The organism is Bacillus niameyensis (genome assembly GCF_001375535.1).
Lineage (GTDB): Bacteria > Bacillota > Bacilli > Bacillales > Bacillaceae_C > Lederbergia > Lederbergia niameyensis.
The window spans coordinates 813025-835975 of sequence record NZ_LN831197.1 but is presented as its reverse complement, the minus strand read 5'-3'; the positions used below and the strand labels follow the sequence as shown (position 1 = coordinate 835975).

Sequence of the window (22951 nt, the reverse complement as noted above, 5' to 3'; positions counted from 1 at the left end):
CCTCTCATAGTCTAGCAATTCTCTTCATAAGGATAAATAAAGCCAAATTATTAAGGGAATGAAGCTAATGTTTAAAATTGCCGCAAGATCTACATTATCCATTATCGCCATTTTTTGTCTAACATCTGTCATTGCTTTTTCCAGCATTAAAGTTAGTTCGCTCTCTTTTTTAGGTAATGATTTTTCACGTAGCGAGTCGCTTCTGTATATCATGTCTCTTGAAAATCACTCTTTTACAACGGTGTTGCCAAATCAGCAAGAAAGATCATTAGGAGAAGTAGCTCTAGAAATTTTTACAAATATTAATCTTGCTGATATGAAAACATTTTTAATAACAGAAATTTCTGGTCTCCGAGCAGTTACACCTAAAATACTGATTGCTGGAGAAGGTACAGACTTTACTAATTTACCAATTGAGTCGCCTCCACCCGATGATTTTGCGTATTGGGGCGAGGATGAGTCGGATGCAAAGGAAGATGTACCAAAAGACAAACCTTTAACGAAAGATTTCAAAGCGTATATATATCATTCACATAATTATGAATCCTTTTTTGATATGGTACCAGGAGCAAAAACACCAAATGAAGCATTCCATAAAGAAAAAAATATTTCTATGCTAGGTAAGCGATTGGGGGAAAAGCTTGAAGAAAAAGGAATAAAAACATTAGTTGAAACTACCGACATACAGGCGCTATTAGTAGAACGAAATATGAAATATTATCAATCGTATACTGCATCACGAGAGGTTGCTACTGAAGCAATCAAGCAAAACAAAGATGTTGAGCTAGTATTTGATCTTCATAGAGACGCTGCTAGAAGAGGGTTAACTACTATTGAAATTGGTGGGAAAAACTATGCGAAATCGATGTTTGTCATAGGAACGGGCAACCCTAATTTTGAACAAAATCTTGAGATGGCTAATTCCTTACATCAGATTTTGCAGAAAAAATATCCAGGTCTTTCTAGGGGGGCAGTTGAAAAACCAAAAACGAGTGGGTCAAATGGGGTTTACAATCAGGACTTAGCTAGTCATTCACTTCTTATAGAGATAGGTGGAGTTGATAATACTGAGGAAGAGTTGAATCGTACAGTTGATGCCTTAGCGGAAGTTATTAGCGAATATTACTGGGGAGAGGCAGTGGAAACTAGTAAATAAGTAAACCTTAATTTTGGAGAACTATACAAAAAAACGAAAACGAGCCTTAACTATAATAGTAATAGCTAGGGCTCGCATATATCAATGAATATCATTCCGATAGAGACCAATTACTTTGCCTAAAATGGACACATCCCGTAACACGATAGGTTCCATACTTGAATTCTCTGGTTGAAGTCGAAAATAACCATTTTCTTTGAAAAATCTTTTTACAGTCGCTTCGTCTTCTTCAGTCATGGCAACTACGATATCTCCATTGTTTGCTGTATGTTGTTGACGGATGATTACATAATCACCATTCAAAATCCCTGCTTCAATCATACTGTCACCGACTATTTCTAGCATGAAAACTTGTTCATCAGCGGGAGCAAGTTGTTCAGGGAGTGGGAAATACTCTTCGATGTTTTCAATAGCAGAAATAGGTAATCCTGCAGTTACTTTACCAACAATCGGAACATTAACGGTATTTTGTTGAGGAATCTGCTCCTCTTCCGATTGTAAAACTTCAATAGCTCTCGGTTTAGTAGGATCACGTCTAATCAATCCCTTGCTTTCAAGCCTAGCAAGGTGTCCATGAACAGTGGAACTTGAAGCAAGACCTACAGCCTGCCCAATTTCACGAACAGAAGGTGGATAACCTTTAGTTTTGACTTCAGCTTTGATGAAATCCAGTATATCCTGTTGTCGTTTTGATAACTTTACCAAATCACTCACTCTCCCCATCTCTTTTTATCTTATCCATATTATAGCATGAACTACTAGAATGGACAAACGTAGGTTCGAAAAAATGTTGACAACAAACGGACGTTTGGTTAAAATGGAATCAAATGGGAACAAACATTCCAAGAACAAGTATTCGGAAGAGGGGATTTATAATGAGTCATGTATGGAAAAAATATTCATTTGTAATCTTATTTGTTGCTACTAGCTTTTTGATGTGTATGTATATTATAAATACAGATTCAGACAACTTAGATAAACAAGTTATTGTAAAGGTACAAGAGGGAGATACTCTTTGGTCTATAGCTAAACCATACGCTGAGTCTTTTGGGGTTAATACATCAAGTGTTGTACAATGGATTGAAAGAGAAAATCAATTGAATGGATTACCTATTAAAGATGGAGATCAGCTTGTTATTCCGGCAGTCTTCAGTAAGGATCGAGATGTAGAGGTAGCCTTGGAAAGGGAATGAGAGGTGCAAAAGTTTGAAAACAATCATCTATTGTAGAGTGAGCACAGATAAGGAAGCTCAGCAAACTTCACTTGAAAGACAAGAGGAAGAGTTAGTTTCAGCAGCTAACCTTTGGAATTTGGAAGTTGACACTATTATTTGTGACCAAGCCAGTGGGTATGATTTAGATCGACCTGGTGTTTTTACAATGCTAGACCTCATAAAAGAAAAGGAAATCCAAGCTGTTCTCATTCAAGATGAAACGAGACTTGGTAGAGGAAATGCTAAAATAGCTTTACTACATTGCTTAGTGAAAGAGGGAGTAAAAGTATATAATTTTTCTCAGGATGGTGAACTTGAACTATCAGAAGCGGACTCTATGGTTCTAAATATTGTTAGTATTGTTGAAGAGTACCAAAGAAAACTCCATAATTTGAAAATAAGAAGAGGGATGAAACGGGCTGTTCAGAATGGCTTTCGGCCAGAGAAGAATTTAAAACATAAAGGGAATATAGATGGACGCGAGCGAAAGATTATCCCAGTTGATGAAATTATTCGGCTTCGTCATAATGGACTAACATTTGACGAAATAGCAGCTACTCTAAGAGGATTTGGGTATGATGTTTCTAAAGCTACTGTACATAGAAGATATCGTGAATATGAACAGGATGAAATTGTAAAACACTAATCGGGGCAGATCATTTGTGATCTGGCTTTTTTTTTAGTAGGATTTCATAAAGCATGTTAAAAAATAAAAGGGGTAATTCCATGTTATCAAAGGATAAAATTTCAAGGATAAATGAATTGGCAAAAAAAGCAAAAAGTCAAGGATTGTCAACGGAAGAAGCTAAAGAACAGTCAAAACTTCGCGCCGAATATTTAAATAGTTTTCGCTCGTCAATGCGGGAAACTATTGAAAACGTCCGTGTTTTCGATGCTGCTGGAGAGGAAGTAACTCCACAAAAAGTAAAAAATATCCAAGCAAAAAAAAGATTACATTAATCGAAAAAGTGAATGCCCGCGTTATAGCTAATATGCTGTCGCACTGAAATAAAGGAAACAGAATAATAATGCAAAAAGCGATTTTTCAATTTTTCTAAATGCTTGTTAATTCACATATCAATTATGGTAGAATATAGGAGATAGAAGAGAAAGGGAGTTGCCAATGTTTACACAAGTAGATCAATTAGCTGTTAATACGATTCGAACTTTATCGATTGATGCAATTGAAAAGGCGAATTCAGGACATCCAGGTTTGCCAATGGGAGCAGCACCAATGGCTTATACACTATGGACACGATTTATGAACCATAATCCTCAAAATCCAGATTGGTTTAACCGAGATCGATTTGTTCTGTCTGCTGGACATGGTTCAGCGTTACTTTATAGTTTATTACATCTCTCTGGTTATGGTGTTGAAATGGAAGACCTTAAAAATTTCCGTCAATGGGGTAGCAGAACACCAGGTCATCCAGAATATGGCCATACGCCAGGTGTAGAGGCTACAACAGGCCCGTTAGGACAGGGGATTGGTATGGCTGTTGGTATGGCTTTAGCTGAACGTCATTTAGCAGCGGTGTACAACAAAGATGGATATAATATTGTTGATCATTATACATATGCTCTTTGTGGAGACGGTGACTTAATGGAGGGGGTAGCTTCTGAGGCGGTATCCCTAGCCGGTCATTTAAAACTTGGAAAAATGATATTATTATATGACTCCAACGATATTACACTTGATGGTGAACTAGATAAATCTTTTTCTGAAAATGTTGGAGACCGATTTAAGGCTTATGGCTGGCACTATGTACGAGTTGAAGATGGTAATAATCTGGAAGAGATTGCGAAAGCCATTGAGGAAGCTAAAGCTGAAACTTCAAAACCAACAATGATTGAGGTAAAAACAATTATTGGTTATGGTTCCCCAAATAAATCAGGTAAATCTGCGGTACACGGGGCTCCGCTTGGTGAAGATGAAATGAAGCTTACGAAAGAATATTATAAATGGACGTATGAAAAAGACTTCTATGTACCATCTGAAGTATATGAAGAGTTTGAAAAGACAACTGTTCAGAATGGTAATGATAAGGAAGCGGAATGGAAAAGTCTCTTTTCGAAGTATAAGCAAGACTATCCAGAACTAGCTACTCAACTTGAAACAGCAATATCCGGAAAATTACCGGATGGTTGGGATAAGGATCTTCCTGTCTACGAAGAAGGTAAAAGTTTGGCAACAAGGAAGTCAAGTAATGAAGCTTTAAATGGTATTGCAAAAAATTTCCCGCATTTACTCGGTGGAGCTGCTGACCTAGCAGGGTCAAATTACACAATGATCAATGGCGAAACAGACTTAGGCGCTGAAAATTACTCAGGCAAGAATATTTGGTTTGGAGTAAGAGAATTCGGCATGGGTGCGGCCATGAATGGGATTGCTCTTCATGGTGGTCTTAAAGTGTTCGGTGGAACATTCTTTGTATTTTCCGATTATTTGCGTCCTGCCATTCGTTTGGCAGCCCTAATGGGACTTCCTGTCACATATGTTTTCACACATGATAGTATCGCGGTTGGAGAAGACGGTCCTACTCATGAGCCTATTGAGCAGCTTGCTTCTTTGCGTGCAATGCCGGGATTATCAATCATTAGACCGGCTGATGCAAATGAAACGGCAGCAGCATGGCGTCATGCTTTAAAATCAAAGAATAAACCAACAGCCCTTGTATTGACACGACAAAATTTACCTACTTTACCTGGTACTGCAGAAAAAGCGGATGAAGGTGTCGAAAAAGGAGCTTATATAGTCTCTCCTACAATTGATAAGAAAGCAGATGTTCTATTGCTTGCAACTGGATCAGAAGTTAGTTTGGCAGTCGATGCTCAAAAAGCATTAAATGATAAAGGTATTCAAGCTACAGTCGTTAGCATGCCTTCTTGGGATCGTTTTGAAGAACAACCGAAGGAATATAAAGAGTCCGTTATTCCATCTGATGTAAAAAAACGGTTAGCTATTGAAATGGGATCTTCACTCGGTTGGGAAAGATATACAGGTAATGAGGGTTCAATTATAGCTATAGATCGATTTGGAGCGTCAGCACCTGGGGAGAAAATTATAGAAGAGTACGGCTTTACTGTAGACAATGTTGTAGCCAAAGTAGAAGAACTCTTGAAAAATGAATAGTAAATAAAAGAGAGGGCTCGTTCCTCTCTTTTGTTTATAAAAAATTAAAAAGTTTGTATTACAATACAGTTTTAGACAAATATTTTACATTACCTCATCTACAATGGAAGAAAGAGTGGCTGAGGAGTGAAAAATAGGTGAGAGTATATTTTATTTATTTAATAGAAGATGAATTTGCCGAATACTTTTATGGTCGCGAATACAAAATAGTAGAGCTTTTTAAAGCTGAACGGAAAATGAAAGGTGAGCAATTAAGTATTACAAAGAAACAGATCAATCATATCACTAGATCTTTACCTTATTTTGATTTACATAAACATCTTGCTTACTCAGTAGATAGCAGAGAAATTTTTATTAAAGGTAAGGTTTATTGTTCTAATGTTAATGGAATCAATGAAGGAGCGGAACTATTTATAGGTGAAAGATGGTTACAATTAAAAGCGTGGGGCAGCTTTGAAAGTGAAACCGTCTTTTTTGAAATACTGAGAAGGTTTGATGGCCGTTTCTTAGCGATAGATCTCGAACATAACCATTACGGCTGGGTTAAACCAATGAAAGAAAGAAAATATGTGTAAAAACGGGATGCTATATTGTATAATATTCAGGTATTTAGTAAACTGAATGATAGACAACTTGAAGGAGGAAGACATATATGGGCTGGTATATTCTAACGGGCGTATTATGCTTAGCTGCTGGTGTAGCACTTGGCTTTTTTATTGCTCGTAAATATATGATGGATTACCTAAAGAAAAATCCACCAATTAATGAACAAATGCTAAAAATGATGATGATGCAAATGGGTATGAAACCATCGCAAAAGAAAATTAATCAAATGATGAGTGCTATGAATAAGCAAATGAAGTAGTAACCCCTTGATATAACAATGTTTACAAAGGATTCTGTCTTCATTAACATTGACAATTTGATTGATCCTTCAAAACCACTTTTTCTGTTAAGATTCAGCAGAGAGGGTGGTTTTTTCGTACTTTTACAGGACAAGATTAAGAAATATGCCAATCATTTGCTGATTAAAGGTCTTACAAATGATAAACAGAAATTAAACACTGTTTTTTAAATAAACTCTACATTAAACCTTTACATTAATTTCATACCGTTTAAACAAAGAAGTGTTAAATTGTATGTGATAGAAAAAATGATATAAAATGAGGTGATTAGATGTTTAAAAGAATTCTATGTTTTTTTAAAGGCGAATCTAATGAAGATGTTCTTTATTTTGATGAAGAATATGAATTTGAAGATGAAGAATACGAAGAAGAGTGTGAATCTGAAGATTGGACTTATTACCATTAGGTGGTGAAGGCTTGTTTATTAGGGTAAGTATACTCTTTATTCTTATAATGGCTCACTTGTATATAGCCTAAATAATGTTTGCTAAAAATTCACATCTCTATTGAGGTGTTTTTATTTTGTCTAAAAAGTGCAATCAGATAAAGGATTGATTAGGGAGGAATGCTCCTTTAGTTGAATGGTATAGCAGTAGTCGGGGAAGCTTTCAGAAGTGATTATGATTTTCTTATTCAGAACCATTTTTAACGGTGATCGTTCATAACTTTGTAACGATTGCATATTATCACAGAAGATTCACAGTGTATAACAATCTTATTAAGCGATTATTTGTTAAAATAGATAGAAATGAATGTAGGAGTTGTGTTTATATGACAGGGGATATTAATCTGTTTCTAGCGTTCGGTGCTGGGTTTTTAAGCTTTATTTCTCCATGTTGCTTGCCTTTATACCCGGCATTTCTATCCTATATTACTGGCATGTCAGTTAGTGAATTGAAAAATGAGAACGCAATGTTTAGGCGTAGAAGTATGTTGCATACTCTCTTCTTTTTATTAGGATTTTCAGTCATTTTTATTGCCCTTGGATTCGGCTCGTCGTTTATTGGTAATTTCTTTAAAAGTTATCAAGACCTAATCCGCCAAGTTGGGGCTGTTTTTATCGTGTTTTTCGGTTTAGTAGTTTCGGGAATTTTTTCTTTTGATTTTTTAATGAAGGAGAAGCGGTTTGAATTCAAAAATCGCCCTGCAGGTTATTTTGGTTCTTCACTAATTGGTATGGCATTCGCAGCAGGTTGGACACCTTGTACCGGTCCTATTCTTATGATTGTTCTAGGTTTAATTGGATCGAACCCTAGTTCGGGGGTTGTTTATATGTTATCATACACCCTTGGTTTTGCTATTCCGTTTTTTATCCTTTCATTTTTCATCGGTAGAATGAACTGGATTCGCAAACATAATGTTAAAATAATGAAAATTGGCGGATACATTATGATTTTAGTAGGAATTCTACTTTTCTTTGATGGTTTGACTTATATAATTAGCCTGTTTCAATTATTATTCGGAGGATTTACAGGGTTTTAACTAAGATAGGGCTAAATCTGATTGGATTTAGCCCTATTTTAGTTCTGGTATTATGTAATAAATTCTATTGGAAATATTCTTCATATGGAGAAATATCAATATTCATTTGCCCTAGTTTTTTTCTCAAAAATTTATGATCCCTTTTTGGCGTTGCTAAAATATATCCCCTGATTACGACATCGAGATCAATTTTCTTAACTCTTTCCTTTAAGGCTAATTCTCCAATTTTTCCAGCAATTTTTTGTCTAGCGATATCTCGAAAAAGTTCTGGAACCGGGCTTACCAATTCATCGAGCAAAGATTCCTTTTCAGGAGTCCATAATTTTTTTGTTTTTTGAACGTAATATTCTTCCCAATCTAGATCGGATTTACCATCTTCTTTAGGAAGTCTTTTTAAAAATTTCCTGAACATAAAAAAACCGCCGATTCCCATAAATGAAACAAGGATCACAACCCAAAAAAGTATAAACCATAAGAACCAACCTTCTAGCATTTTCTCACCCCTTAAAGATGATGTCATCTTTCTAATTATTATACGAATGGGTAAATGTAAATACAAGCAACAAAAAGTGAACAATTAACTCTTAGTTATTTAATTGATGGTAAATATAATACTTTATAGATGTTCATAATCTTGTTTGTTATAATGATAAGACTCTACCTTCAGTAGTGGAGCGTTTTGGCAAAGTTATCTCTCTTCTATAGTCATAACTATTTCAATTTTCTGTAATATAAGTTATACAAAAAGAACCTTTCTCCGAAAAGAGAAAGGTCTATACACTAAGTTATCTAAAGGCGAGCATTGTTGAATAGGCTTATTAGACCTTTTAGAATGATCAAAGCTGCAAACAACAGAATGACAATAATTCCAATAGTTTTTAGAACGTTAGCTACAACGCCTAAAAGAACTGTCACTCCTGGAAATAATAGTAATCCAAGGACTGCGAATCCTGCCAAGATACATACAAAGTACAGTGAGATTTTACTATCCAATTGCATCATTCTCTTCACCCTCCTTACGTTATTTTACGTACAAGGGTGTTAATCTGTGTTGGCTAAAAGTCAAAATGGTTATTAAACTATTAATTGTTTTTTGTGCAAGGAAGACAAAAAGAAAGGTGATCCAATTGCAAACTGCGGCTTTAAAATCGCATCAACAGTTATGGACGAAATCATTTTCGATGATGGTTATCGCTAATTTATTTGTATTTATGAGTTTTCAAATGTTAATTCCAACGTTACCGCCGTATGTAAAATCATTAGGCGCTTCTGGGTTTGAAATAGGAATGATTACCACGATGTTTTCCATTGGCGCTGTGTTGATTCGCCCTTTTATCGGTTACTTGTTAGAATTTAGCAAAAGACGGCATTTGGTGCTAATTGGAAGTGCCGCCCTTTTATTTATGACAATAATGTATCCACTTTCGCAAATAGTTATGTTGCTTTTATTATTACGGTTACTACACGGTATCATGTGGGGATGGTCGACAACCGTTAATGGTACCGCTGCAGTTGATATTGTCCCTAATAACAGAATCGGTGAAGGAATAGGCTATTTTGGTTTATCTATTACTATTGGTATGATTATGGCCCCTAGTCTAGGAATCTATATTTATCAACATTTTGATTTTAACGCTGTAATTATCATTTCTGCTGTATTGGGATGCATTGCGTTTGTTTTACTTTCGCTTATTCACTTTGAAACACCGCAATCAGTTAAAAACATAAAAAAAGCTGATATTAAGTTTTCCTTTTTCGGTTCCTTAATTGAAAGGAATAGCTGGTACCCGGCTTTTGTAACATTAATGGCAACTTTTGGGTACGGAACTATTGTCACATTTATTGTCATTTTTGCTGAGGAGAGGAAAATTGAACAAATATTTGTATTCTACCTTATGAATGCATTAATGGCCACTTTGATTCGTCCGTTTACTGGTAGATGGTTTGATAAAAGAGGACCTAAAGGGTTGGTTATTTTATGTTCAATACTTGCGTTTGTAGGTATGTGGGTTTTATCCTTTTCATTTTCATGGGTGGGCATATTAGTAACAGGTATCATTTTCGGTGCTGGATACGGATCTTTGATTCCAGCATTGCAATCTTGGGTTCTTGCCAAAACGCCAAAGCTGCGTAGAGGTGTTGCTAATGGCATGTATTACTCTGCCATTGATTTAGGAATCGGATTAAGTGGTTTAGTCTTTGGTATTTTTGCGAAATTCCTTGCGATAAACTATTTATTCCAAATTTCTTCTAGTTTTTTTCTAATCGTTATTATTTTTACAGTATGTGCTAACAAAAAACAATTTTCAATGTACTCTACTGATTAAGGGTAATTTTTAAATACATAATGCATGTTCAAGTGTGAATTTTAAAAAAGTTTAATAAAAACAGTCTCTTTTTGAAGAGCACCCTAAAAGTTAGAGTCAAAATCTAACTTTTGGGGTGTTATTTGTTTGAAATAAGTGTGTGATTGGTAAAACCTCCAAACGAAAGTGTTCATTATTTATTAAGAACATTTCTTTAAATATGTTTTTGTTTTGAATAGAAAAAAAGAGGGAACTCTAACGAAAAGGAGGTATAAAAATGGACAGTGCAAGAATTGTTGGAATTTTTGATAGTGAAGAAGAAGTAGTGAAGGAAATAAAAAAATATGAGTCAGATGGCGTTACAAGTGATAATTTTTCTGTATTAGCAAGAGATGATCAAGTAATAAAAACATTAAAAGAACAAATCAATTTGGATGAGGCGAAACCAGATGGATTAGGATTATTGGGTGGATTCTTTACTAATTCAGGTGGGACTGTTAATGCTGGAGCATCTTCAATGACTGGAGGAGCGACTGGTGCAAATCCAGGGCCTGGTATGTTTGCCTTTGGTCCATTTGCTCCTGGAGTTATCGATAGTGAAGAATTAATAGGCTTAGACAGTAATGGGAAAGAGCGATACTTAGAAGAATTGGATAACGGAAAAATTATCCTCTTCTTAAAATAAACATTAGAAGCACCTAGGGTTCGCCTAGGTGCTTCTGTTTTGTGAAATTTAAAACGGAAGTTCAAACTGCTGTTTACGTATTTTTACGACCTCTAGCTACTGCGCCTAAAATTAAACTTAGAACAAATACAAGTATTAACGATCCAATTAATGCTGGGACTATAGCAATTCCCGCAATATCTGGTCCCCAGTCGCCTAGTAATGCTCCACCTAACCAGGCACCGATAATTCCAGCGATGATATTACCTACTACACCGCCAGGAATGTCCTTACCAAGAATCAGACCAGCTATCCAGCCAATAATCCCACCTACGATCAAATATAGCAAAAAGCCCATATCCATTCATCTCCTTTAGGATAAATTCATTAACCGAGGCTTCTATTATTATTACCTCAGATAGAGATACATAAACATGAAATTTAGTGTTATACTTCATTCCCATCATTTGGCATATTACTCAGATTTTTAAACTTTTCATTTTCTTTAAACGAATTGTTTGATATGATAGACAGTGGATTAATTTCCGTTGTCCAACATAAACTACATAAGTTTCTCTTATCAAAAACCATAACTTTCTTAATATTTACTTATACATAATATTGTATTAACATTGTAGTAAGGAAAGATGGTTAATTTTAATTAGTTAAGTTGTTGGACTTAATATGTATTACTCAGGGAAATGGGGGATTAATTTTATGCCTAAATCTAAAAACGATCAATTTAATGCAAGATCATCGTTTGAATTGAATGGCAAACGCTATCACTATTATCGTTTGTCTGCATTAGAAGAGGCAGGGGTGGCTAAGGTATCACGTTTACCTTACTCTATCAAGGTATTGCTTGAATCCGTGCTTAGACAAATGGATAACCGCGTAATTAAAAAAGAACATGTAGAAGATTTAGCAAGATGGGCTGAAAATCAAACAAATGATGGTGAAGTACCTTTTAAACCATCTCGTGTAATTTTACAAGACTTTACAGGTGTTCCAGCTGTAGTTGACCTTGCTTCGCTTAGAAAAGCGATGGCAGACATTGGTGGAGATGCTGAGAAAATCAATCCTGAAATTCCAGTAGATCTAGTTATTGACCACTCTGTACAGGTAGATTCTTACGGAACGCCTCAAGCTTTGCAAGTTAATATGGATTTTGAATTTGAAAGAAACGCTGAGCGCTACGAATTTTTAAGTTGGGCTCAAAAGGCCTTTAACAATTACAGAGCTGTACCACCAGCAACCGGTATTGTGCACCAAGTTAACTTAGAATATTTAGCGAATGTAGTTCATTCCATCGAAACACCTGATGGAGATTTTGAAGCTTATCCTGACACATTAGTTGGTACAGATTCTCATACAACGATGATTAATGGAATCGGTGTATTAGGATGGGGAGTTGGAGGCATTGAAGCTGAAGCTGGTATGCTAGGTCAACCATCATACTTCCCTATTCCAGAAGTTGTAGGTGTGAAACTTACTGGAGAATTGCCTAATGGTGCAACGGCTACCGATCTTGCCCTAAAAGTTACACAGGTACTTCGTTCCCATGGAGTTGTCGGGAAATTTGTTGAATTTTATGGTCCAGGAGTGTCTACTCTTCCATTGGCTGATCGTGCAACGATTGCAAACATGGCACCAGAATATGGAGCTACTTGTGGTTTCTTCCCTGTAGATGAAGAAACATTAAACTATTTACGTTTAACAGGTCGCCCTGAAGAACAAGTTGCACTTGTTGAAAAATATTTATCAGAAAATGATATGTTCTATACGATTGATAGGGAAGATCCTGTTTATAAAGATATTGTAGAGCTAAACTTATCTGAAATTGAAGCCAATTTATCTGGTCCTAAACGTCCGCAAGATTTAATTCCACTTTCACAAATGAAAGAAGAATTTGAAAAGGCGTTGCAAGCACCTATTGGAAATCAAGGTTTCGGATTAAAGTCTGAAGAAGTAAATAAAGAAGCGATCGTCAAATTTGATGATGGGGAAGAAGTAAGTATGAAAACGGGCGCAGTAGCTATCGCAGCTATTACGAGTTGTACGAACACTTCTAACCCATATGTTATGTTAGGTGCGGGTCTACTCGCGAAAAAAGCGGTTGAAAAAGGTTTGAATGTGCCAAAATATGTAAAAACGTCGCTAGCACCTGGTTCCAAAGTTGTAACAGGTTATTTACGTGACGCTGGATTGATGCCATATTTGTCACAACTTGGTTTTGATCTTGTAGGTTATGGATGTACGACATGTATTGGAAACTCTGGCCCGTTAAAAGAGGAAATTGAGAAATCGATCGTTGAAAATGATCTTCTTGTTACTTCTGTTCTTTCAGGTAACCGAAACTTTGAAGGCCGTATTCATCCACTTGTTAGAGGAAACTATTTAGCATCTCCTCCACTTGTTGTTGCCTATGCGCTTGCTGGTACAGTCGATATTGATCTGAACAATGAGCCGCTTGGAAAAGATAAGGACGGAAATGATGTATTCATGAAAGATATCTGGCCATCTAAAGAAGAGATTGCCAATGTTGTGAAGAGTACTGTTACTCCAGAATTGTTCCGTAAAGAATATGAACATGTATTTAGTGATAACAAGCGTTGGAATGAAATCAAAACAAGTAATGATCCATTGTATAAATGGGATGCTGATTCAACTTATATTCAAAACCCACCATTCTTCGAAAATCTATCCAATGATTTAGAAATCGTTAAACCATTAACTGGGTTGAGGATCGTTGGAAAGTTTGGGGATTCTGTAACAACAGATCATATTTCTCCAGCAGGAGCTATAGGTAAGGATACTCCAGCAGGAAAACATTTACTTGAAAAAGGCGTACAACCTCGTGATTTCAATTCATATGGTTCTCGTCGTGGCAACCATGAAGTTATGATGCGTGGTACATTTGCAAATATCCGTATTCGTAATCAAATCGCTCCTGGTACAGAAGGCGGTTTTACAACATATTGGCCGAATGATGAAGTTACAACCATTTATGATGCATGCATGCAATATAAAGAGGACGGAACTGGCCTTGTTGTACTAGCGGGTAAAGATTATGGAATGGGCTCTTCCCGTGACTGGGCTGCTAAAGGTACAAATCTGTTAGGTATTAAAACTGTCATTGCTGAGAGCTTTGAAAGAATTCACCGCTCCAACCTTGCAATGATGGGAGTACTGCCTTTGCAATTTAAAAAAGGTGAAAATGCCGATACACTTGGGTTAACTGGTAAGGAAGTACTGAATGTCCAAGTGGATGAAACGGTGAAACCTCACGATCTTGTAACTGTAACAGCAGTTAAAGAAGATGGAACAGAAATCAAATTCGAAGCATTAGTCCGTTTTGACTCAGAAGTTGAAATTGACTATTATCGAAATGGTGGAATTTTACAAATGGTTCTGCGAGGAAAGCTTGCTGAATAAATATTCAGCTAGAACACTTTGTCGGATAAAACGGCGAAGTGTTCTTTTTTAAAGTGAAGTGTTTGAAAATTGGGTTTAGTCAGTCGCCCGTTGGTTAATAATAATAGTAGTATATGTGAAGGAGTGAATAAGTGATGAGAAGAAATAGGAAAAAATCATTTCTTGATCTTGTCAAAGAAAATAAAGAAGCGTTACTAAACGATTCTAAAGCAATGAAAATAATAGAAACAAGGCTAGAAGAAAAACATTCAAAAAGGGCTTAAATCGATCTCATAAATCATCTCCCTCTTGGTAATGATAAGATAGAAAGGGGGAGAGCAAAATAAATAAGCCAAAACATAGTCAAGAAAACTTTACTACAAATCACAAAGGTGAGAAAAGTGTAGCAGTTGACGCAAATAAAGGCAGGAAAATGGCGGATAAATCCGGACAACATCCTGATGTGATCCAGACAAAAGGGGAGTAATTATCAACGATTTATCATCTAAGAAAGGGTGTTTTTGAATGGTAAATGACAAATACAAACCTAAGCCTGATGATCGCAGCGATAACGTTGAAAAGCTTCAAAATATGATACATGATACTATCGAAAATATGGAAGAAGCGGAAGCAACGATGGAATTTTCTGATGGCGAGCAAAAGAAGCAAATTGCTGCTAAAAATGAAAGAAGACGCCAGAGCATCGAGGGAATGCGCGAAGAAGTAAAAGATGAAGCGGAAGACCATTATAAATAATTAAAACCGGCTAATGGCCGGTTTTTCTTATGTATGAGAGTGTTTTTCTACATAGATGAACATGCATATGCTAAACTTTAATTGATTATATGAAGATAGGGGTATTTTTGATGGTTATTTCTGAGACGAATATTGAAGTACGTTACGCTGAGACAGATCAAATGGGGATCGTTTACCATGCAAATTATCTTGTTTGGATGGAAATTGGAAGGACTAAATTAATAGAAGACTTAGGCTTTAAATATACTGAAATGGAGAAAGATGGTATATTGGCACCTGTTATTGATGTTAATGTATCTTACCATCAACCTATTCGATACGGAGATAAAGTTAATGTGAAAACCTGGATTGAAGAATATAACGGATTAAGAACTACATATGGTTATCAAATCTTTTCAAATAATGGAGATCTTGCTGTTAGCGGTTATACGAAGCATGTTTGTGTGAAAAAGGAGAATTTTAAACCGGTCTCCCTTCGAAAGTTATATCCCAATTGGCATGAAGTATATACGAATGCAAAAAAGAATTCTGAAGGAGAAGGATAAGGAAATGGCGTTCGGAATTTCAAGAAAAGAGCTAGACCAATGGAAGAAGGAAATCGATGGAGGGAAGCTCGCTTTTATCACCCATTATTGGCTTGATGAACGTTTTCCTGATTGTAATACAGTAACAAAAGTTGGATGTAATGATTTAGTTAAGTTGGCAGAGTGGGGGAAAGTCTATCATTTAAAAGAAGAGTGGATTCATCATAGAAAAGATGGCTATTCCCATTTTGATTTATTAGGTCAAAAACAGGTGAAAATTTTGACTAAAGAAGGTTTACTACATCAGCTTAACCATTTGAAGATATTAGGGAAAAAATAAACGGTTGAAGGGCGAACCTTTCAACCGTTTGATCTATTTACTAAACATAAAATCATTTATTACTTTACTATTATGGTTTGTAAAACCTTTTTCTTTCGCTTCATCTATAGGATAGACTCGATAATTACGGAATTGTTGACTAGAGCTAAATGTTGGGTAAAAATTAACTTCTTTAATTGTTGTGTTTTTTTGTTCGGGCCCAACATTCTTTTCAAGGGTTACTTCAATCATTCCACCAATATCCTTATAGTCTCTAATTTGACCGGATAGGAAATTTCCTAATGAATAGATTACTAAGCCCTTTTGCCCGTCAGGTTTTTCAATCCATTCAATCGGTTGTAAAACATGGGGATGGTGTCCGAAAATTATATCGGCTCCTGCTTCAATAAATTGATGGGCCAAGTCTTTTTGGTTTTGATTCGGTTCACGGATATACTCATCACCCCAATGTAAAGCAAGTAAGACGATATCTGACTTCCCTTTTGCTTCCTCGATATCTTTTAGGACCTTGTCTGGTTCCAACATACTTACAAGATAATCTTTACCTTCTGGAATAGGAATTCCATTCGTTCCATAAGAATAAGCTAAAACGGCGATTCGAATTCCATTTACTGTCATAATTCTCATGATTTCTTTATCTTCAGGACTTTTAAAAGATCCAGTATAAGGCAAATTTTTCTTTTCATAATAGTCAATGGCGCTTACAATGGCTTTCTCGCCTCTGTCTAACATATGATTATTAGCGGTTGTTACCATATCGACCCCAGCATTCATTATAGCGTCAACAATCTCATAGGGACTATTGAAAGAAGGGTAACTAGAAATACCGATTTCTTCACCGCCTGGAACAGATTCTTGATTTGCTATTAAAAAATCTGGTTTTTGCAGTAAATCTTTCACAGGGGCAAACATAGGGTTGAAGTCATATCCACCATTTGTTTTGGCGTCATTATATACCCAGTCATGAATTAAAATATCTCCAATCCCGCCGATTGTAGCTTCTGTAGTAAAATGCTTCGGTGTGTATGAAACATCATTCGTATAATGTTGAGCTACATTCGTCAATGTTGGTGGTGTTTGGTTTAATTTTTGGAAAACGAGTAAAAACGCAATACCTATTAGTAAAAGAAAGATAAGAAGAGTAATAATAGTTTTTTTATATTTCATATCTATCCGTCTTTCTGCCACTGGCCTTGATATTTAAATCCATTTAACTTTTGGCTCCGTTTTATTTCGAATGCGTTTAATGTTTGTCCTATGGCGAACAATTACGAAAACGGCTAAGATCGTCACGATAATAATTAATGGTATATCTTTTGTGAATAATGTATAGATGATAGCAAAAATTGAAACGATGATCGATGATAATGAGACATATTTAGATAATTTTAAACTAATCAAGAATACGATAACTAGTGATATAAAGAGAATGGGATCGTACCCTAAAAGTAATCCGCCAGAAGTAGCAACTGCTTTTCCACCGCGAAAATTGGCGAAAATCGGGAACATGTGGCCTACTACAGCAAAAATACCAGCTATAAGTGGATGAATATCGTCGAAACCAAATAACACGGGTAAAAAGATCGCTAAAGTTCCCTTTAAAGTATCAGCAATAATGACAACTGTACCAGCTTTTTTTCCTAGTGTTCGGAAACTGTTCGTTGCCCCTAAATTGCCACTGCCGTGTTCTCTAATGTCTATTTTGTAAAAAACTTTACCTACGATCAGTCCCGATGGGATTGATCCTAGCAGATAAGCCACTAAAAATACTAAAATATACTGCATATACATAGCTCCTTTAAAGGATAAAAGTAATTTGGTTGCTTTACAGTTTATAAGTAAGTAATGAGTACGAATAATCTTAACGCTACCGTCCATTCATTGTACCATGAAGACTAAAATGAAAAAACAATTTTTCCAAAAAATGAATCATTGGTTATCAAGGTTGATTATGAATTTGTTATCTATTACGATAACTATAGAAGCGTAATTAAAAGGAGGATCTTTTATGGCTATTGAAAACCCAGATCGTCAAGAAATCGGTAAAATCCTTAAAGACGCTAAAAGAATTGCAGTAGTTGGACTAAGCGATAATCCGGAAAGAACATCTTACATGGTGTCTAAAGCTATGAAAGATGCTGGCTATGAAATTATTCCGGTTAATCCTACGGTACAAGAAGTATTTGGAGTTAAAGCAGTAGCTTCATTGAAAGAAATCACAGGCCATGTTGATATCGTAAATATATTTAGGCGAGCGGAGTTTTTGCCGGAACTTGCGAAAGAATTTGCTGAAATAGATGCCGATGTTTTTTGGGCTCAACAAGGGATCGAAAATCAAGAAGCTTATGATTTTTTAAGTGAAAAAGGCTACACAGTTATAATGAATCGCTGTATCAAAGTGGAACATTCTTTATCGAGATCGGACCGATGATAAGCGCACATAAGCGCTTATTTTTTTCGCTCAAAAATACATCTTTACCAAATGCAGCTATTATCATTCATTTTTAGTATGATGGTTATTTGCCAAAAACATTTAAACAGATATAGAATAAGATATATTTGAATTTATATGGTAAAATAGAAGGTAACGCACGTTTGTTCGTCTTTGAAGTTTGGAAAGGGGTATATGAGTGTCTAATAATGTAAAGAACTTTGAATATAATGATGATTCAATTCAAGTCTTAGAAGGGTTGGAAGCAGTTAGAAAACGCCCTGGGATGTATATTGGATCAACAGATGCACGAGGATTGCATCACCTTGTATACGAAATAGTCGATAATTCCGTTGATGAAGCATTAGCTGGTTACGGAAATGAAATTATTGTTACTCTTCATAAAGATCATAGTGTCAGTGTAAAGGATAAAGGTAGAGGAATGCCTACAGGAATCCACCAAACAGGGAAACCTACAACAGAAGTCATATTAACGGTACTTCATGCGGGTGGTAAATTTGGACAAGGTGGTTATAAAACGAGCGGGGGTTTACACGGAGTAGGAGCATCTGTTGTAAATGCCTTGTCTGAATGGCTAGTCGTTACGATTAATCGCGACGGCATAGTTTATGAGCAGAAATTTCAAAACGGTGGAATTCCTGTAACAACACTTGAGAAAGTTGGGAAAACAAGGCAATCGGGTACAACGATTCATTTTAAACCCGATCCGTCTATTTTTAGTTCGACAGTATTTAATTATGATACTTTGTGCGAAAGGTTAAGAGAATCTGCCTTTTTATTAAAAGGATTAAAAATTGAAATTATCGATCTCCGTTATGATCAAAAGGAAACATTCTTTTATGAAAATGGAATTGAGGCATTTGTAAAATACTTAAACGAAGAAAAGGATGTTCTTCACCCTGTTGCTTATTTCGAAGGAGAATCTAATGATATTGAAGTAGAATTTTCTTTTCAATTTAATGATGGGTTTTCAGAAAATATGCTCTCCTTTGTTAATAATGTCAGAACAAAAGATGGTGGTACCCATGAAATGGGTGCTAGAGCAGCAATGACTCGCATCTTTAATGACTATGCGAGAAAAACTGGCTTATTAAAAGAAAAGGACAAAAATTTAGAAGGAACAGATATTAGAGAAGGTTTGTCAGCTATTGTTTCTGTTAAAGTTCCTGAAGGCATGTTACAGTTTGAAGGTCAAACAAAGGGAAAGCTAGGGACTGCGGAAGCAAGATCGGCTGTTGATACCGTTATCTCTGAGCATCTCGCCTATTTCCTTGCAGAAAATCATGATGTAAGTTCCTTATTAGCTAAAAAAGCGGTAAAGGCAGCACAAGCAAGAGAAGCTGCTCGTAAAGCTCGTGAAGAAGCTAGAAGTGGGAAAAAACGCCGCAAGACAGACGCTATTTTGTCCGGTAAATTAACTCCAGCTCAATCACGAAATCCACAAAAAAATGAGCTATACCTTGTTGAGGGAGATTCTGCAGGAGGATCAGCCAAACAAGGGCGTGATCGGAAGTTTCAAGCCGTCTTGCCCTTAAGAGGTAAAGTTATTAATACGGAGAAAGCTAAGCTTCAAGATATTTTTAAAAATGAAGAAATCAACACGATTATTCATACGATCGGTGCAGGTGTAGGTCCTGATTTTAATATTGAAGATATTAATTATGACAAAATTGTCATTATGACCGATGCTGATACGGATGGTGCTCATATTCAAGTATTATTATTAACTTTTTTCTATCGATATATGAAACCTCTCATTGAGGCTGGAAAAGTTTTTATTGCCTTACCACCTTTATATAAAGTTAGTAAGGGGAGCGGAAAAAAAGAGATCATTGAATATGCATGGACTGATGAAGAACTTGATAGTGTTATAAAAAAGGTAGGAAAAGGTTATATGCTGCAACGATATAAAGGGCTAGGAGAAATGAATGCCGACCAATTATGGGAAACAACAATGAATCCTGAATCCCGAACGTTGATTCGTGTATTGATTGATGACGTTGCAAGAGCGGAAAGAAGAGTCACCACCTTAATGGGAGATAAGGTAGAACCACGTAGGAAATGGATTGAAAATAATGTTCAATTTGGGATGGAAGAAGATTCTAGTATTTTAGATAAAGAAGGGGGTTATCCATTCTCATGAGTGAAGTATTTCAAGATTTACCATTAGAAGAGGTTATGGGTGACCGCTTTGGGCGGTATAGTAAATATATTATTCAAGATAGAGCGCTACCTGATGCAAGGGATGGACTGAAGCCTGTTCAACGGCGGATTTTATATGCGATGCATATGGAAGGGAATACGGCGGACAAAGGTTTTCGGAAATCCGCTAAAACTGTTGGGAACGTAATCGGTAATTATCATCCACATGGTGATACATCTGTTTATGATGCGATGGTAAGAATGAGCCAATCTTGGAAAGTGCGACAAATGCTTGTAGAGATGCATGGAAATAACGGTAGTATTGACGGTGATCCACCTGCAGCAATGCGTTATACAGAAGCAAGACTTTCGAAGGTAGCTTCTGAACTTCTTAGAGATATTGAAAAGAGTACAGTGGACTTTGTCCCCAATTTTGATGATACCTCATCCGAACCGATTGTCTTACCAGCTCGATTTCCAAACTTATTAGTCAATGGTTCTACAGGTATATCCGCAGGTTACGCTACGGACATTCCTCCCCACCATCTTGGTGAAGTAATAGAAGCCACGATCTTAAGAATGGATAAACCAAGTTGTACTGTGGATGAGCTAATGGATATAATTAAAGGTCCAGATTTTCCAACTGGTGGCATTATTCAAGGAAGAGATGGTATCAAAAAAGCTTACGAAACAGGAAAAGGCAGGATCATAGTAAGAGGTAAAACTGAAATTGAAACTATTAGAGGCGGCAGAAGACAAATTGTCATTACTGAAATTCCATATGATGTGAATAAAGCCAATCTTGTCAAAAAAATGGATGAATTTCGTTTGGATCGAAAACTTGAAGGAATTTCCGAAGTCCGTGACGAGACAGATAGAACTGGTCTAAGAATTGTTGTGGAATTAAAAAAAGAGGCTGACGCTGAAAGTGTTTTAAATTATCTATTCAAAAATAGTGATTTACAAGTAACATATAATTTTAATATGGTTGCGATCGATAATCATCGTCCAAAACTGATGGGCCTATCTGATTTATTGGACGCCTATATTGGTCATCAAAAAGAAGTCATTACGAAGCGTACCCGTTACGAGCTTGATAAGGCAAAGGAAAGACATCATATTGTCGAAGGGCTCATAAAGGCTCTTTCCATATTGGACGAAGTAATCGCGACTATTCGGGCATCAAAGGATAAGCGCAATGCTAAAGATAATTTAATTCAACAGTTCGATTTTACAGAAAAACAAGCTGAAGCAATCGTTTCCCTACAACTATATCGTTTAACAAATACAGATGTAACAGCTTTACAAGAAGAGGCAGGGGAATTGCTAAAATCAATTACTCACTTAACGGCCATTCTTGCTAGCGAACAAAAGCTTATGGCGGTTATAAAAAAAGAACTGAAAGAAATTAAGAGCAAATATGTTGATGAACGCAGAACGATTATTGAGGAAAATATTGCGGAGATTAAGATAAATCTAGAAGTAATGATTCCGAGCGAAGATGTGATCGCTACTGTAACTAAAGAAGGTTATATTAAAAGAACTAGTCTTCGTTCGTATTCAGCTTCTAACGGCCAAGACTTAGCAATGAAAGAATCAGATTGGCTTTTGCTTCAACAGGAAGTTAATACGACGGATACATTGATATTGTTTACGAACAAAGGCAATTATTTATTTATTCCAGTTCATGAAATTCCTGATATTAGATGGAAAGATATGGGGCAACATGTCGCTTCTATAATACCGATTGAACGAGATGAAGAGCTTGTAAAGGTTATTCCCATTAAGGAGTTTACAGAAGATCATTATTTTGTCTTTTTCACTAAAAATGGCATGGTTAAGAAAAGCCAATTATCCGCTTATAAAGCGGTTCGACATTCCCGACCACTCGTTGCACTTAACTTAAAGGAAGATGATGAGGTTGTAAATGTGCATTTAACGAATGGAACGATGGATATTATAATCGCCACACATATAGGGTATTTGCTTCGATATTCGGAAGATGAAGTAGGACCAGTAGGACCGCGAGCAGCAGGAGTTAAAGCGATCAATTTAAAGTCTGGTGATTTTGTTGTAGCGGCTGAGATGTTTAATGTTGATTCTTCAGATTCAGATAACGGCGTTTTCGTCGTGACGCATCGTGGCGCCATTAAGAAAATGAAACTTACCGAATTCGAACAGGCTGGCAGGAATAAGCGAGGGGTTATAACACTTCGGGAATTAAAAAATAATCCTCATCGGATTATTGGTATGAAAATAATTAAACATCATGACACTCTTACGATAGTGACAGAAAAAGGTAAAGAAGCAACTATTTCATTGGCAACAATTAGGTATAGTGACCGTTATTCTAACGGTTCGTTTATCTTTGATGAAAATGCAGATGGGAAAACCATTACATTATTTCAAAAACCACAGATCAATGAAGAAAAATAAAAAATGAAGTCTTCCTTAGTGAAGGCT

26 protein-coding genes are annotated in these 22951 nt (G+C 36.2%); 20 read left to right on the top strand and 6 right to left on the bottom strand.

Annotated features, from left to right (window positions below; translation table 11 throughout):
- Positions 1–67 precede the first annotated feature (67 nt).
- Complete coding sequence (gene spoIIP, locus BN1243_RS04130) at positions 68–1156, top strand: stage II sporulation protein P (protein ID WP_062104987.1); 1089 nt, start codon at positions 68–70, stop codon at positions 1154–1156.
- A gap of 81 nt (positions 1157–1237) precedes the next feature.
- On the opposite strand, the gene lexA is transcribed toward spoIIP, so the two are convergent.
- Positions 1238–1861 (bottom strand): transcriptional repressor LexA, encoded by a 624-nt coding sequence (gene lexA, locus BN1243_RS04125; protein ID WP_062110391.1) that lies wholly within the window; start codon positions 1859–1861, stop codon positions 1238–1240.
- Positions 1862–2031: 170 nt separating this feature from the next.
- Here lexA and yneA point away from each other — a divergent pair, with 170 nt between their 5' ends.
- From yneA to BN1243_RS04090, 8 genes are all read left to right on the top strand, one after another.
- Complete coding sequence (yneA, locus tag BN1243_RS04120) at positions 2032–2349, top strand: cell division suppressor protein YneA (protein WP_062104986.1); 318 nt, start codon at positions 2032–2034, stop codon at positions 2347–2349.
- A 13-nt stretch (positions 2350–2362) separates the two neighbouring features.
- The gene (locus BN1243_RS04115) at positions 2363–3016 is read left to right on the top strand and encodes a YneB family resolvase-like protein (protein ID WP_062104985.1); all 654 of its coding nucleotides are present in this window, start codon (positions 2363–2365) and stop codon (positions 3014–3016) included.
- A gap of 80 nt (positions 3017–3096) precedes the next feature.
- A complete protein-coding gene (locus BN1243_RS04110; protein ID WP_062104984.1) occupies positions 3097–3330 on the top strand; it encodes a DUF896 domain-containing protein in 234 nt (77 codons plus the stop codon).
- 163 nt (positions 3331–3493) lie between these two features.
- Entirely contained in the window at positions 3494–5503 is a 2010-nt protein-coding gene (gene tkt, locus BN1243_RS04105) for a transketolase (RefSeq protein ID WP_062104983.1), read from the top strand.
- 137 nt (positions 5504–5640) lie between these two features.
- A complete protein-coding gene (sirA, locus tag BN1243_RS04100) occupies positions 5641–6078 on the top strand; it encodes a sporulation inhibitor of replication protein SirA (protein WP_062104982.1) in 438 nt (145 codons plus the stop codon).
- Positions 6079–6155: 77 nt separating this feature from the next.
- Positions 6156–6368 (top strand): YneF family protein, encoded by a 213-nt coding sequence (locus tag BN1243_RS04095; RefSeq protein WP_062104981.1) that lies wholly within the window; start codon positions 6156–6158, stop codon positions 6366–6368.
- A gap of 311 nt (positions 6369–6679) precedes the next feature.
- Entirely contained in the window at positions 6680–6814 is a 135-nt protein-coding gene (locus tag BN1243_RS22825; protein WP_268258061.1) for a hypothetical protein, read from the top strand.
- A 365-nt stretch (positions 6815–7179) separates the two neighbouring features.
- Positions 7180–7890 (top strand): cytochrome c biogenesis CcdA family protein, encoded by a 711-nt coding sequence (locus BN1243_RS04090; RefSeq protein WP_062104980.1) that lies wholly within the window; start codon positions 7180–7182, stop codon positions 7888–7890.
- 64 nt (positions 7891–7954) lie between these two features.
- Here the strand turns inward: BN1243_RS04090 and BN1243_RS04085 are convergent, their stop codons facing one another.
- Both BN1243_RS04085 and BN1243_RS04080 read right to left on the bottom strand, forming a co-directional pair.
- Positions 7955–8383, bottom strand: coding sequence for a DUF2621 domain-containing protein (locus tag BN1243_RS04085; RefSeq protein ID WP_062104979.1), 429 nt, complete (start codon positions 8381–8383; stop codon positions 7955–7957).
- A 296-nt stretch (positions 8384–8679) separates the two neighbouring features.
- A complete protein-coding gene (locus BN1243_RS04080; RefSeq protein ID WP_062104978.1) occupies positions 8680–8892 on the bottom strand; it encodes a hypothetical protein in 213 nt (70 codons plus the stop codon).
- Between the two features lie 179 nt (positions 8893–9071).
- Between BN1243_RS04080 and BN1243_RS04075 the strand changes: the two genes are divergently transcribed.
- Positions 9072–10217, top strand: coding sequence for an MFS transporter (locus BN1243_RS04075; protein ID WP_062110389.1), 1146 nt, complete (start codon positions 9072–9074; stop codon positions 10215–10217).
- Between the two features lie 256 nt (positions 10218–10473).
- A complete protein-coding gene (locus tag BN1243_RS04070) occupies positions 10474–10881 on the top strand; it encodes a general stress protein (RefSeq protein ID WP_062104977.1) in 408 nt (135 codons plus the stop codon).
- Positions 10882–10954: 73 nt separating this feature from the next.
- Here the strand turns inward: BN1243_RS04070 and BN1243_RS04065 are convergent, their stop codons facing one another.
- A complete protein-coding gene (locus BN1243_RS04065; protein WP_062104976.1) occupies positions 10955–11218 on the bottom strand; it encodes a GlsB/YeaQ/YmgE family stress response membrane protein in 264 nt (87 codons plus the stop codon).
- 359 nt (positions 11219–11577) lie between these two features.
- Here BN1243_RS04065 and acnA point away from each other — a divergent pair, with 359 nt between their 5' ends.
- The 6 genes from acnA to BN1243_RS04045 all read left to right on the top strand — a co-directional run bounded on the left by acnA (position 11578) and on the right by BN1243_RS04045 (position 15894).
- Positions 11578–14295, top strand: coding sequence for an aconitate hydratase AcnA (gene acnA / locus BN1243_RS04060; RefSeq protein WP_062104975.1), 2718 nt, complete (start codon positions 11578–11580; stop codon positions 14293–14295).
- A gap of 134 nt (positions 14296–14429) precedes the next feature.
- Entirely contained in the window at positions 14430–14558 is a 129-nt protein-coding gene (locus BN1243_RS21530) for an FbpB family small basic protein (protein WP_084781804.1), read from the top strand.
- Between the two features lie 59 nt (positions 14559–14617).
- Complete coding sequence (locus BN1243_RS21525; RefSeq protein WP_084782271.1) at positions 14618–14761, top strand: acid-soluble spore protein N; 144 nt, start codon at positions 14618–14620, stop codon at positions 14759–14761.
- 38 nt (positions 14762–14799) lie between these two features.
- Positions 14800–15030, top strand: coding sequence for a small acid-soluble spore protein Tlp (tlp, locus tag BN1243_RS04055; RefSeq protein ID WP_062104974.1), 231 nt, complete (start codon positions 14800–14802; stop codon positions 15028–15030).
- 110 nt (positions 15031–15140) lie between these two features.
- Positions 15141–15575, top strand: a complete 435-nt coding sequence (locus BN1243_RS04050) for an acyl-CoA thioesterase (protein WP_062104973.1) — start codon at positions 15141–15143, stop codon at positions 15573–15575.
- Between the two features lie 4 nt (positions 15576–15579).
- Positions 15580–15894, top strand: a complete 315-nt coding sequence (locus BN1243_RS04045; RefSeq protein WP_062104972.1) for a hypothetical protein — start codon at positions 15580–15582, stop codon at positions 15892–15894.
- Between the two features lie 33 nt (positions 15895–15927).
- On the opposite strand, the gene BN1243_RS04040 is transcribed toward BN1243_RS04045, so the two are convergent.
- Together BN1243_RS04040 and plsY are read right to left on the bottom strand one after the other, a co-directional pair.
- Positions 15928–17061: a CapA family protein gene (locus BN1243_RS04040; RefSeq protein ID WP_062104971.1), complete on the bottom strand. Its 1134-nt coding sequence runs from the start codon at positions 17059–17061 to the stop codon at positions 15928–15930.
- A gap of 33 nt (positions 17062–17094) precedes the next feature.
- A complete protein-coding gene (gene plsY / locus BN1243_RS04035; protein ID WP_062104970.1) occupies positions 17095–17679 on the bottom strand; it encodes a glycerol-3-phosphate 1-O-acyltransferase PlsY in 585 nt (194 codons plus the stop codon).
- A gap of 223 nt (positions 17680–17902) precedes the next feature.
- On the opposite strand from plsY, the gene BN1243_RS04030 reads away from it, so the two are divergent.
- The 3 genes from BN1243_RS04030 to parC all read left to right on the top strand — a co-directional run bounded on the left by BN1243_RS04030 (position 17903) and on the right by parC (position 22924).
- Positions 17903–18325, top strand: a complete 423-nt coding sequence (locus BN1243_RS04030) for a CoA-binding protein (RefSeq protein WP_195892069.1) — start codon at positions 17903–17905, stop codon at positions 18323–18325.
- A 199-nt stretch (positions 18326–18524) separates the two neighbouring features.
- Entirely contained in the window at positions 18525–20489 is a 1965-nt protein-coding gene (gene parE / locus BN1243_RS04025; protein ID WP_062104969.1) for a DNA topoisomerase IV subunit B, read from the top strand.
- The gene (gene parC / locus BN1243_RS04020) at positions 20480–22924 is read left to right on the top strand and encodes a DNA topoisomerase IV subunit A (RefSeq protein WP_154669796.1); all 2445 of its coding nucleotides are present in this window, start codon (positions 20480–20482) and stop codon (positions 22922–22924) included. The genes parE and parC overlap by 10 nt, the downstream gene beginning before the upstream one ends.
- Positions 22925–22951: the final 27 nt, after the last annotated feature.